Annotated in this window: 11 protein-coding genes; 2 read left to right on the top strand and 9 right to left on the bottom strand. The window is 72.8% G+C overall.

Features of this window, described 5'->3' with window-relative positions; translation table 11 throughout:
* Positions 1–18: 18 nt before the first annotated feature.
* The gene (locus QN157_08535) at positions 19–609 is read left to right on the top strand and encodes a Fe-S-containing hydro-lyase (GenBank protein ID MDR7555639.1); all 591 of its coding nucleotides are present in this window, start codon (positions 19–21) and stop codon (positions 607–609) included.
* 184 nt (positions 610–793) lie between these two features.
* Positions 794–1,690, top strand: coding sequence for an EamA family transporter (locus tag QN157_08530; GenBank protein ID MDR7555638.1), 897 nt, complete (start codon positions 794–796; stop codon positions 1,688–1,690).
* A 246-nt stretch (positions 1,691–1,936) separates the two neighbouring features.
* On the opposite strand, the gene QN157_08525 is transcribed toward QN157_08530, so the two are convergent.
* The 9 genes from QN157_08525 to QN157_08485 form a co-directional block, all read right to left on the bottom strand.
* Complete coding sequence (locus QN157_08525; protein ID MDR7555637.1) at positions 1,937–3,322, bottom strand: M20/M25/M40 family metallo-hydrolase; 1,386 nt, start codon at positions 3,320–3,322, stop codon at positions 1,937–1,939.
* 82 nt (positions 3,323–3,404) lie between these two features.
* The gene (locus QN157_08520; GenBank protein MDR7555636.1) at positions 3,405–5,024 is read right to left on the bottom strand and encodes an ABC transporter substrate-binding protein; all 1,620 of its coding nucleotides are present in this window, start codon (positions 5,022–5,024) and stop codon (positions 3,405–3,407) included.
* 34 nt (positions 5,025–5,058) lie between these two features.
* Entirely contained in the window at positions 5,059–5,262 is a 204-nt protein-coding gene (locus tag QN157_08515) for a hypothetical protein (GenBank protein ID MDR7555635.1), read from the bottom strand.
* Between the two features lie 63 nt (positions 5,263–5,325).
* Positions 5,326–6,237 carry an ABC transporter permease gene (locus QN157_08510; protein MDR7555634.1) on the bottom strand — a complete coding sequence of 304 codons (912 nt, stop codon included), beginning with the start codon at positions 6,235–6,237 and terminating at the stop codon, positions 5,326–5,328.
* 8 nt (positions 6,238–6,245) lie between these two features.
* Complete coding sequence (locus tag QN157_08505; GenBank protein ID MDR7555633.1) at positions 6,246–7,196, bottom strand: ABC transporter permease; 951 nt, start codon at positions 7,194–7,196, stop codon at positions 6,246–6,248.
* A gap of 15 nt (positions 7,197–7,211) precedes the next feature.
* Positions 7,212–7,784 (bottom strand): xanthine phosphoribosyltransferase, encoded by a 573-nt coding sequence (xpt, locus tag QN157_08500; GenBank protein MDR7555632.1) that lies wholly within the window; start codon positions 7,782–7,784, stop codon positions 7,212–7,214.
* Between the two features lie 313 nt (positions 7,785–8,097).
* A complete protein-coding gene (gene nagA / locus QN157_08495) occupies positions 8,098–9,219 on the bottom strand; it encodes an N-acetylglucosamine-6-phosphate deacetylase (GenBank protein ID MDR7555631.1) in 1,122 nt (373 codons plus the stop codon).
* A 217-nt stretch (positions 9,220–9,436) separates the two neighbouring features.
* Positions 9,437–11,035 carry a beta-N-acetylhexosaminidase gene (nagZ, locus tag QN157_08490; GenBank protein MDR7555630.1) on the bottom strand — a complete coding sequence of 533 codons (1,599 nt, stop codon included), beginning with the start codon at positions 11,033–11,035 and terminating at the stop codon, positions 9,437–9,439.
* Positions 11,036–11,051: 16 nt separating this feature from the next.
* Positions 11,052–12,272, bottom strand: coding sequence for a trypsin-like peptidase domain-containing protein (locus QN157_08485; protein MDR7555629.1), 1,221 nt, complete (start codon positions 12,270–12,272; stop codon positions 11,052–11,054).
* Between the last annotated feature and the right edge of the window lie 269 nt (positions 12,273–12,541).

Genomic DNA, 12,541 nt, shown 5'->3' with positions numbered 1-12,541 from the left:
GCGGACGTCGCTGACGCCATGAGCAGCGAGCAGATCTTCGCAGGCCACCCCGCCACCATCGCGCTGACCACGCCGCTGCGCGACGACGACGTCGCGCGTCTGCACGCCGGCGACCACGTGCTCCTCTCTGGCGTCGTCTACACCGCGCGCGACGCCGCGCACGAGCGCCTGGCGGCCCTGCTGGCCCGCGGGGAGACGCTGCCGGTGGACCTGCGGGGCCAGGTCATCTACTACTGCGGGCCGACCCCGCCGCGCCCGGGGCGGCCGATCGGTGCCGCGGGGCCCACCACGGCCACGCGCATGGATCCCTACACGCCGGCGCTGCTGGCGGCCGGCCTGCGGGGCATGATCGGGAAAGGTCGCCGGGGACCCGACGTGCGGGAGGCGCTCGTCCGCCATCGCGCGGTCTACTTCGCGGCGGTGGAAGGCACCGCAGCACTGCTTGGGCAGCGGGTGCGCGCGGCCGCGGTGGTGGCCTTCCCCGACCTTGGGCCGGAGGCAATCTACCGGCTGGAGGTCGACGCCTTCCCGGTCGTCGTCGCCAACGACATCTACGGGCAGGACGTCTACGAGCTGGGGCGGCGCCAGTACCTCCGGCAGGGAGCATGACCCTGCCGGTGAGGCCGTCTCCGCGCCCGCAGCCGTGCGCCGCGCCCGCATCCTGCCACGTGGCGCACGGGCCGACGAACAGCACCCGGATTAGCCCGCGCCCGCAGCCGTGCGCCATGCCAGCCTCCTGCCACGGCCCGCAGCCCACGTGCCGGCGCCGGGCACGCCGCCGGTGCAGCCCGCGATGCCGGCGCGCGCCCGGGGCGCGCCCGCCTGCATGACCGCGGTGGCGCTTGCGCTCATCCTGGCGGCGGCCGCGATCCACGCGGTCTGGAACCTGCTGGCCAAGCGCGCGGGCGGCGGCGCGCCGTTCGTGTGGCTGTTCACGCTGCTGTCGGGCGTGCTCTACACGCCGGCAGTGGCGGTGCTGCTGGTCGTGCAGCGCGCGTCGGTGAGCGCCACGGGCGTGGCCTTCATGGCAGGGTCGGCACTCCTGCACGTGGTCTACTTCGTGAGCCTGCAGCGGGGCTACCAGACGGGGGACCTGTCCCTGGTCTACCCACTGGCGCGCGGCACCGGGCCGCTGCTCGCGACACTGGCCGCGATGGCCGTGCTGGGCGAGCGCCCGACGCCCCTGGCACTGGTCGGCGCGGCGCTCATCGTCGGCGGGGTGTTCGTGCTCACGGGCGGGACGCGCGTGCTGGCCCGCGCCGGCACCAACCCGTGGGCGGTGCGCTACGGCCTGCTCACAGGCGCCACCATCGCCGCCTACACGTTGTGGGACAAGTACGGCGTGGCGCAGGTGGGCGTGCCGCCGCTGGTGTACGACTGGGGCTCGAACCTGGGCTGCGCGGCGCTGCTGGCGCCGGTGGCGCTGGCGCGGTGGCACGAGGTGCGCGGGCACTGGGCAGCCCATCGCGTGGAGATCGTGGGGATCGCGCTGCTGGCGCCGCTGGCCTACTTCCTGGTGCTGACCGCCATGGTCTTCACGCCGGTGAGCTACGTGGCGCCGGCGCGTGAGATCAGCATCCTGGTGGCCACGGTGCTGGGCACCAGGGTGCTGGCCGAAGGCGACGCGCCGCGGCGGCTGGCCGCGGCGGGCAGCATGGTGGCGGGCCTGATCGCGCTGGCGCTGGGATGACCGCTGGCCTGGCGGGCCATCGGGCCCGACCGCGCAGCGCAGCGGGCAGGGGGCGCCGGGCCGTCAGCTCGTACCATGGGGCACGCGTGGCTGCTACCGTGGACGCGTGTGGGGCACGCGTGGCTGCCGCCATGGACTCGCTGTGGCGCGCACGTGCCTTCCGCCCTCGACGCGCTGCGGGGCGCACGTGCCTGCCGTCCTGGACTCGCCGCGGGGCGCACGTGCCTGCCGCGGCGTGGACGTCCGTCAGCGCGCCGCGTCCTCCGCGTACTCGTAGAGGAACCGCGCCACCGACCGCGCGAACAGCCGCATCCCGTCCAGGGTGGCGTACTCGTTGGGGCTGTGGGGGCGGCCGCCATGGCCCAGGCCGCCCATGGCGAACGGCTGGCCCAACACCTCGCGGAACAGGTAGAACGGCGCCGACCCGGCGATGTGGGGCCAGATCTCGGGTTCGAAGCCCAGCGCCCGGATGGCGCGGACCAGCGCCTGGACGACCGGCGCGCGCACGCTGGTCTTGGCCGGCGGGTACCCTTCGTAGAAGTGCACCTCCAGGTCGCCGCGGCCGATGCGCTCGAGGTGCGCGCGGATCCGCTGGCGCACGCGCTCGGGCTGCATGTCGGGCACCAGGCGCACGTCCATCTTCACGCGCACCTCGTGGGGCAGCAGGGTCTTGGTGCCGGGCCCCGTGTAGCCGCCCCAGATGCCGTCGATGTTCAGCGTGGGGTCGTAGAGGTAGCGGCGCAGCAGGGCAGCGCCGGTCAGGTCGTACTTGAACCGCTCGGCGTCCCACATCCACAGCTCCGTGGCCGGGTCGAAGGTGCGGGCCAGGGCCGCCAGCAACTCCTCGTCCTCGGCGCTGGGCGGGGCCACGTCGTCGTAGAAGCCCTCGATCTGGATCTGCTCGTCGTCGTCCATCATGGTGGCCAGCGCGCGCAGCAGCCGCCAGACGGGGCTGCCGATCCAGACCGCGTTGCTGCCGTGCACGCCGCGGGTGCGCGGACCGCCCCACGCCCCGCCGCGGCAGGCGATCTCGAAGTACTGGATGCCCTTGACGCCCAGCCACAGCATCGGCTTGCCGTGGCGGTCCTGGTTGTAGAAGGCGAAGTAGGTCGCGTCGGCGCCCAGGCGGTCGCGGGTCGCATGGACGAACTGCGGCAGGTGGGGGCTGCCGAGCTCCTCCTCCCCTTCCACGACGAACTTGACGTTCACCGGCAGGCGCCCGCGCACGGTCTGGATGGCCTCGAGCACGAACAACAGCCCGGCGAGCGGCCCTTTGGTGTTGTAGACGCCGCGGGCCACGACGCTGGGCCCGAGCTCGGGCAGGTCCACCACCTCGCCCGCGAAGGGCGGCACCAGCCACTGCTCGCCCTCCACGGGCTGGACATCGTACATGCCGTAGAGGAGCAGGGTCTTGGGCGCCCCGGCCTCCACCGCGCCGTAGACCACCGGCCAGCCGTCGGTGGGCACGAGCTCGGCCCTCCCGTCCAGGCGGCGGATGCTGTCGGCCACCAGCTCGGCCATCTCGCGCATGCCGGTGCCCTCGCCGCTGATGCTGGGCTGGCGGACGAACTGCTGGACGCGCGCGAGGTGGGCGTCGAAGTGAGCGTCGAGGTAGCGCAGGACGTCGTCCACGGGGTTCCCTCCCTGACCGGGCCGCAGGACACGTGTGGGGGCGGCGCGCGCAAAGCGCGCCGCCCCCCAGCAGCCGGCTGTGCTACTGCACCGACGCGATCCAGATGTACGGCTGGAAGTCGTAGATGCCCGACTGGTTGGGCAGGACGTTGCTCATGCGCTTGGCCACCACGGTGCGGGCGTTGGGATAGTACAGCACCAGGATGGGCAGCTCGTCGGCGAACACCTCCTGGAACCGGAAGTAGATCTGGCGGCGCCTGGCCGGGTCGGCCGTCGCCTTCCCCTCGTCGAGTAGCTGGTCGAGCTGGGGGATGGAGTGGTGCGTGAGGTTGTAGATCGCCCCGGTCCGGAACTGCGAGGAGACGTCCGGATCCAGGGTGCCGCCCCACCCCACCAGGGCCAGGTCGTAGTTGGCCTGCCGCAGGGCCGCGATGTGCGTGGGGAAGTCGGACTTCTGGATCTCCACCCGCATGCCGACGGCCACCAGGTTCTCCCGGATGATGTCCCCCGAGCGCTCGCGGATCACGTTGCCGGTGGGGACCCGCAGGACGAGCGTGCGGCCGAAGTCCCACCCCGCCTCCTGCAGCAGGGCCCGCGCCCGCGCCGGGTCGTAGGGCCAGGGCTTCACGTTCTTGTTGAGGTAGGGGCTCATGGGCACGATCGGCCCCTCCACCAGCTCGGCCTCTCCCCGCAGCAACTGGTTGATGATCAAAGGACGGTTCACGGCGTGGGCGATGGCGCGCCGGATGCGCTTGTCCTGGAGGTAGGGCCGCTGGAAGTTGTAGAGCAGGTACTGGTACGCCGGCGCAGCGAACGAGACCGCCCGCACGTGCGGCATCTGCTTGACCCGGTCCCAGTCCTCGATCAGCACCTCGCCGATCCCCAGGCCCGCGCTGAGGTCGAGCTCGCCCCGCTCGATCTGGGCCAGCATGACCGCTGGCGGGATGATCCGGATGAACAGCCGCCGGTACTTCGGGGCGCCCAGGTGGAAGTTCTCGTTGGCCAGCAGCTCGATGAACTGATCGGTCTTGTACTGCACGAACTTGAACGGGCCGTTGCCCACCGTGGGCGCCATCATGAACGGGTGGCGGTTCAGCTGGTCGGGCGGCACGTCGCCCAGCACGTGTCGGGGCAGCATGGGTACCCCGGTGCCGAGCTGTTCGAAGAACAGGTTGGGGTCCACCGGCGCCTTGGTCTTGATCTCGAGCTTGTTGGGGCCGAGGATCCGCACGCCCAGCTGCGCGCCCGCCGCGCGCTTGCCCCGGGCGTCGGTGCCGGCAATGGTGGCGATGTCGGTGCCCCGGTTGGTCTCGGTGCGCGGGTCGCTGATGGTGTTGAGGGTGAACAGCACGTCGTCGGCCGTCACGGGCTTGCCGTCGTGCCAGGCCGCGCGGGGATGTAGCGTGAAGGTGAACGTCTGGTTGTCGGAGGCCACCTCCCATCGGCTGGCCAGCGCCGGGTAGAACTTGAGCTGGCCCTGATCGATCCGCGCCTCGAGCAGGCGCAGGAACATGAACCGGATGGGGTAGAACCCGTACCAGCTGTCGGTGTTGATGGGGTTGAAGTTGTTGGGCGGGCTCCACATCCCCGAGACGACCACGAGCTCCGACCGCGGGCCTCCCAGCCCGCCGGCGGGCAGCAGCAACGCCGCCACCAGCCCTAGCACGACCGAGATTGTCAGCCGTGCGCGTCTGCGCTCCATAGGTCATTCCCCCCTTTGGATGGGTCCTAGCACCCTACGCGATCAGCATGCCGATCTCCTGCGCCCGCCCGCTGGGGCCCCAGCCCTCGGGCGCGGCCCGTCCCCGGGTGAGCGCCCGGGCCGGACCACGGGCCCCCCCCCACGGCCGCACCGCCGGCACCTTCTCCCGGCGACATCGCCACAGGCGCAGGCCGGGCATCCACCGCGCGCCCTCCATGGCCGCCAGGAGTCGCGACATCGCTCCAGGCGCAGGCCGGGGTGAGCCGGCGCGCCCTCCACGCTCGCCAGGGTCGCGACATCCCTACAGGCGCAGGCCGGGGTCGAGAGCGTCCCGCAGCCCGTCGCCCACGAAGTTGATGGCCAGCACCGAGATCAGGATCATGAAGCCAGGCGGCAGCCACAGCCACGGCATCCGCTCGAGGACCGTCAGCGACTGGGCGTCGGTCAGCATGTTCCCCCACGACGGGGTCGGCGGCTGCACCCCCAGCCCCAGGAACGACAGCGCGGCCTCCACCAGGATGGCGTTGGCCGTGCCGAACGTGGCCGCCACCAGCACCGGCGCCATGGCGTTGGGGAGCAGGTGGCGGATCACCACGAGCCGGTCGTCGGCCCCGCAGGCCCGCGCCGCCAGCACGAACTCCTGCTGGCGCAGCGCCAGGACCTGGCCGCGCACCAGGCGCGCCACCGGTGGCCAGCCCAGCAGGCCCAGCACCACGATCACGTTCCACAGGCTGGGGCGCCCGAAGACGCTAACGGCGAACAGGATGATGATCAGCGGCGGGAACGAGAGCACCACGTCCATCACGCGGCTGAGCAGCAGGTCCACCGTGCCGCCGGCGTAGCCCGCGATGGCGCCCACCGCGGTGCCGATGACCACGTACATCCCCACCGCCAGCACGCCCACGGAGAGGGAGACCCGCGCCGCGTAGATCAGCCGGCTGAGGACGTCGCGCCCCACGCTGTCGGTACCCAGCGGATGGCGAGCCGAGGGGGCCGCCTGGAACGCGGTGGCGTCGATCGCCGTGGGACTGTGCGGCGCCAGGACGGGCGCGGCCAGGGCCATCACCGCCACGGCGGTGAACACCCCCAGGCCGGCGACCGCCATGCGGTGGCGCAGGAAGCGGCGCAGCGCCAGCTGCCAGAACCCCTGGGCCTGCGGCGCCCGCCGGGAAGCGGCAGCCAGCGACCGGACCTTGGGCAGCGCATCGGCCATGGCGCGCCTCAGTCGTAGTGAATGCGCGGGTCGATGTAGGCGTAGGTGAGGTCGGCCAGCAGGTTGCCGGCGGCTACCAGCAGCGCGGTGATCAGCGTGATACCCATCAGCACCGGGTAGTCGCGCTGGTTGATGGCCTCGATGGTGAGCCGCCCCATCCCCGGCCACTCGAAGATCTGCTCGGTGATCACAGCGCCGGCCAGCAGGGCCGGCAGCTGCAGGCCGGCCAGGGTGACGACCGGAATCAGGGCGTTGCGCAGCGCATGCCGGCGCAGCACCAGCCCCTCGGCCAGCCCTTTGGCACGCGCGGTGCGCACGTAGTCCTGCCCCAGCACCTCCAGCATGCTGGACCGCACGTAGCGCATGAGCGCGCCGGCGCCGGCCACGGCCAGCACCGAGGCGGGCAGCACCAGGTGCCAGAGCAGGTCCAGCACGCCGCCCTCCCCACCCAGGGTCATCGTGCCGCCAGTGGGCAGCCACCGCAGCCGCAGCGCGAACACGTAGATACCCGCCAGACCCAGGAAGAACGTGGGCAGGCTGATGCCCAGGAACGCCAGGAACGTGGCGAGGTAGTCGATCCAGGTGTAGCGCCGCACCGCCACCAGGACGCCGGTGGGCACGGCGATGAGGTAGGACAGCGTCAGCGCCGTCCCGGTCAGCAGGAGCGTGGGCCCGAGGCGCTCACCGATCCGCCGGGCCACGGGCGCGCCGCTGCTGAACGAGTAGCCCAGGTTGCCCTGCAGCAGCTCGCCGAGCCACTTGACGTAGCGCACGTAGACGGGCTGGTCGAGGCCCAGCGCGCGGCGTTTGATCTCGATGTCGGCCTCGCTCATGCTGGGGTTGATGAGCATCGTCACGGGGTCCCCGGGCGTAAGCGACATGATGAGGTAGCTCAACACCGTGATTCCCAGCAGGATCGGCAGGGTGACAAGCGCGCGGCGGGCCAGGTAGCGCTGCACGGCGCGGGGCCTCCGTCAGTCGGCGACCACGATCTTCTCGTCCCGCATGTCCACCACGCGGGCCAGGGCCTCGATGGGCACGCCCAGGGACTCCAGCAGCGCGCGGCCGCCCTCGAAGGTCTTCTCGATGACCACCCCGATCCCCACCAGATGTGCCCGCGCCGCCTGCACGATGCGCGCGAGCCCCTGGATCGTCTGCCCCGTGGCCAGGAAGTCGTCGACGATCAGCACGCGGTCGCCAGGCGCCAGGAACTCGGGCGAGACGATCAGCTCGACGTGCAGACCCTTGGTGTGGGAGGGCGCCAGGGTCAGGTAGACCTCATGCGGCATCGTCGCCGGCCGCTGCTTGCGGGCGTAGATCACGGGCACGCCCAGGACGAGGGCGGTGCAGAACGCCGGCGCGATGCCCGAGATCTCGGCGGTCAGCACTTTAGTGGCGCCAGCCGCGGCGAAGCGGCGCGCCAGCTCCTGGCCGCAGGCGTGCATGAGGGCGGGGTCCACCTGGTGGTTGATGAAGCCGTCGACTTTGAGGATGCCGCGCCCGAGGTTGCGGCCCTCGGTCCGGATCCGGTGTTTCAACGCCTCCATGCTCTCCGGCTCCCCCGTCGCTCCGGTCGATCTGCGCGCCGGCCGACCAGCGCGACTATCGGCCATACCACGATCGACCATCGCCCGGCCGACCATGCTCCGGGCGACCATCGCAACAGTCGGCCGCCCCAGGTCGACCATCACCGCAGTCGACCCATCGTCACCTGGACGCGCGACCCCACATGCGGTCTCCTCCCCGCCGGGCACCCCGGGATTCGCCGCCCCCCGCTCCCCTCCCTACGCCCCGGCGCTCCAGACGCCCTAGCGCTTCAGACGTTCCTGTACTTACGACTACTCACGACCGCCGCGACCCTTACGGGGACTGCCGCGGGGACTGCCAGATGAGGCGTCCGCGTACGATCGTCGCCCGAACCCGCAGGCTGGCATCCAGCACGACCAGGTCCGCGGGCGCGCCCGGGGCCAGACCGGGAGAACGCCCCAACAACGCCCCCGGCGTGACGGAGGCCATGCGCAAGGCGTCGGCCAGGTCGACGCCGAGCGCGCACACGTGCCGCACGGCCGCGTCCATGGTGAGCACGCTGCCGGCCAGCGTCCCATCGGGCAGGCGTGGCGCGCCGTCGCGCACGACGACCGTGCGGTCGCCCAGGGTGGCCGTGCCGCCCACCGTGCCTGCCGCCGCGACCGCGTCGGTCACGAGCGCCACGCGCGCCGGCGTCTTGGCCGCGATCACGTGGGCAAGCACCGCCGGGTGCAGGTGCACCAGGTCGGCGACGACCGTGCAGGTGACCTCGGGATGCGCCAGGGCCGCCCCCACCACGCCGGGCTCGCGATGGTGTAGCGGCCGCATCGCGTTGAACAGGTGGGTCGCCAGCCGCGCGCCTCGCTCAAAGGCCGCCCAGGCCTGAGCGAACGTCGCGTCGGTGTGCCCCACCGCGACGAGGACCCCGCGGCGTGCGAGGAAGTCGATGACCTCCAGCGCGCCGTCGAGTTCCGGGGCCAGGGTGACCAGCCGCACGACCCCCTGAAACTCGTCGAGCAGGCGGCCGATGAATGAGATGGAAGGAGGCTGGAGATGCTCGACGGGATGCGCGCCAGGGCGCGCGCGTGACAGGAAGGGGCCCTCGAGGTGCACGCCCGCGATGCGCGGCGCGCACGCCGGGTCGTGCATGCGCGCGGCGAAGAACGCCAGGGCCTGCTGCAGCTGGTCGTGCGGCGCCGAGACGAGGGTCGGCAGGTAGGCGACGGTGCCCGTGCGCAGCAGATGCGCGGAGGCGGCAGCGAACCCCTCCGGCGTGGGGTGCAGAAAGTCGCAGCCGGCAGCACCGTTGACCTGAAGGTCGACGAACCCGGGTGCCACCAGGTCCTCACAGGCATCGAGCGCCGGCCCGGGCCGGTCGCCCTCGGTGACGGCGGCGATCCGGTCGTCCTCGATCTCCACGATCCCCGGGCCGCTCAGCCCGTCGGGCCGCAGCAAGCGCCCGGCCCGGATCGCCCACCGGCGCCCAGCCGGGGAGGCACACCGCGGCTCTGACGGGCCAGTCCAGCGGTCTCTGGCTTCGACCGCCCGCCCGTCCCCGGTCCTGGTATCCCTGCGGGTGTTCACGGCGCCACCTGAGAGCCTGTTTCCCCTGCGCGGCGACGGCGGCCGCCGATAAGGCCGCCCGCAGGTGTGCACGACGCCACCGGGGCGGTCACGGCGTGGCCCGGGGCAGCGTGACCGGCAGGCGCCCGCGGGCCCGACGGCGCCCCAGCAGCACCTGCGCCGCAGCGTCGATGCTGAAGGGGTCTGGGCCGTAGGTGGCCACGCAGGCTGCGTCGGGCGGCACGGCAGCCAGCTCGTAGGGATCGCCGGCGGCCACGACCACCAGGCGGTCGCCAACGCGACGGTGCAACGCCCGCCAGACCTCGACCGTGCGGGCCTCGGGCGTCCCGCGCCCCCACGTGACTGCGACCACCCGGTCGAACGCGGACAGGTCCTTGGCGTCCGGCGGCCGCCCGACTGCGTCCGCGCCATGGCGCCGCAGGGAGGCATCGAGCTCGGGCCAGAACCCCTCGACAGGCTCCGCCGGACCGGAGCGCCCCCCAAGCGCCACGACGGCGACCCTTCCGCGGAGCGGCAGCCTGCCTGCGGGATCACGGACCAGCGTCACCGCGGCCTCGGCGATGCGCCGCGCGACGTCCAGGTGGGCTGGCGTGCCGACGTGCGCGGCGAGGTCCGGAGGCCCGGGACCGCCTGCGGGCGCTCCTGTACCCGCCGTGCCGGCGCCCCGGCGCTGCAGGGCGTCGGCCAGGCGCGCCGCCGCAGCCGCAAGCCGCGCCGCCGGGAGCACCCCCCGCTCGATCGCCAGCGCGAGGCGCTCGAGGACGTCGTCCTGCAAGGCCGGTGGTCCGAGCGCCAGCAGCAGGTCGCAGCCCGCAGCCACGGCGGCCACCGCCGCCTCGCCGACCCCGACGTGGTCGGCGATGGCCCGCATGCTCAGCGAGTCGGACACCACCAGCCCGCCGTACCCCAACCGGTCGCGCAGCAGCCCCGCGAGGATGGGCGCCGACATGGTGGCGGGCGTCCCGCTGGGGTCGAGGGCGGGGTAGACCACGTGGGCGGTCATGATGGCTGCGACGCCGGCACGCACTGCTGCGGCGAACGGTGCCAGCTCCACCGTCTCCAGGCGCACGATGGCGTGGTCCACGCGCGGCAGACCCAGGTGCGAGTCGACGCTGGTGTCGCCATGCCCGGGGAAGTGCTTCGCCGTGGCCCCGACCCCCGCCGCCTGGAGCCCTTGGAGGTACGCGATCCCAAGCGCCGTCACCATCGCCGCGGTCTCACCGAAGGCGCGGGCGCCGATGACCGGGTTGGCAGGATTGGTGTTGACGTCGAGTACGGGCGCGAAGTTGAGGTGCACGCCCAGCGCACGCAGCTCCGCGCCAGCCACCGCGCCGGCCGCGCGCGCCAGGGCCGGATCGCCGGCGGCCCCCAGCGCCATGGCCGAGGGCAACGGGGTCATGGCCGGGCCAGCAGGGTCGGGCCGCAGGGGGAAGCGCGTGACCGCCCCGCCCTCGTGGTCGATGGCCACCAGCAGCGGCGGCGCGCCGGCCGCCCGCGCCGTCCCCTGCAGGGAGGCGGTAAGGGCCGCGACCTGTCTGGCGCTGCGCACGTTCTTCCGGAAGAGAACGACGCCGGCGATGTGGGCGTCGGCGATGCGACGTTCGAGGGTCGCGGGGGGCTCGGGCCCGTCGAAGTCGACCAGGCAGAAGCGTCCGGCCTGCCGACGCGCCGTCAGGCCGGGGCGCACGACGTGCACCGGCCCGTTAGGCCCAGGGGCGCGCCAGCCCGCTGGTGCGCAGCTCGGTCAACGTCACGGTCAGCGTGAGCCGCCGGCCCTCGCGGAACACCTCCACGCGCACCACGTCGCCGGGCCGCCTCTTGAACAGCTCCCGCCGCAGCTCGCTGATGTTGGTCACCTTCTGCCCGTCGATGGCGACGATGATGTCGTTGGCACGCATGCCGGCGCGCTCGGCCGGGCTGCCGGGCTGCGGCACCACCAGCACGCCGTAGTCGATGCCCAGCCCGTAGGCCCGCGCGGTGGCAGGGTCGATCTCGCCGCGGATCTCGACACCCAGCGCCGGCCGCACCACGCGACCACGCTCGATGATCTGCTCCATGATGGCGCGGGCGTGGTCGATGGGGATCGCGAACCCGATGCCCTGCGCGTCGCGGATGATGGCGGTGTTGATGCCGATCAGACGCCCGCTCGAGTCGAGCAGCGCGCCGCCGCTGTTCCCGGGGTTGATGGCCGCGTCGGTCTGGATGAGGTTCTCGACGATGAAGTCCGGGCCGGCCTGGATGCTGCGGTTCAGCGCGCTGACCACGCCCACGGTCACCGTGCTCCCCAGCCCGAACGGGTTGCCGATGGCGATGGCGGTCTGCCCCACCTGCAGGGCGCTGGACGAGCCGAACTCCACCACGGGGAGCGCCCCGCCGCCGTCCACGCGGACCACCGCCAGGTCGGAGAAGCGATCGGCGCCGATGACCCGCCCCCGCAGCGTCCGGCCCGAGAGCAGCGTCACGGTGATCTCCTGAGCCCCCTGCACCACGTGGTTGTTGGTCAGGATGAGGCCGTCCCGCCGGACGATGACGCCCGATCCCTGTCCTTCCTGGGGGAACAGGCCGAACGGGGTGGCCACGGCGGCCCGCACGTTGATGTTCACCACCGCGGGGCGCGCCTGCTGCACCACGCGGATGATCGCCGACTCCTCGCGCTCGAGCACCCGGGTGGTCGGCGCCTGCACGACGGCCGGCGGCGCACCCGGCGGGAGCTGCGCGACCCCCGGAGGCGCCGGCGCCTGCACGGCCGCAGGCGGTGGCGCGAGGCCGGGCAGCTGCGCGCCGGCGCTACCCGCCGGTCCCAGCACGAGGCCTGCACGGGGCCCCACGTAGCCGCCCAGCAGGCCCGCGACGGTCAGCACGACCAGCAGCGGCAGGCTCCGGTTCTTGACCCGTCGGGGGGTCGATGGTCCGGTGATGAACACGACAGATGCGCCTCCTCTGCTCCCAGCTGCCGTGCGGCGCGGTGACCTGACACGAGGAAATGCGCCGACACCACGTCCCCTGCCACTACGACTGCCGCCAGCAGCGTTCTCATTATAACAAGGGCGCAGGTCGTGCAGGCGAATGCCGATGACCGCGTGTGCGTTGCCGGGGAGTTTTCAAGAAACAACGAGAGCCCACGTCGTGCAGCGGAGCACGCGGGGTCGTCGCCGCAGACGACGGCGGGCGCAGAGGCACAGGAGCGAAGAGA

The organism is Armatimonadota bacterium, assembly GCA_031459855.1.
GTDB lineage: Bacteria > Sysuimicrobiota > Sysuimicrobiia > Sysuimicrobiales > Humicultoraceae > Fervidifonticultor > Fervidifonticultor primus.
Note: the sequence above shows the minus strand (reverse complement) of the source record. Positions and strands in the feature narration are given on the sequence as shown.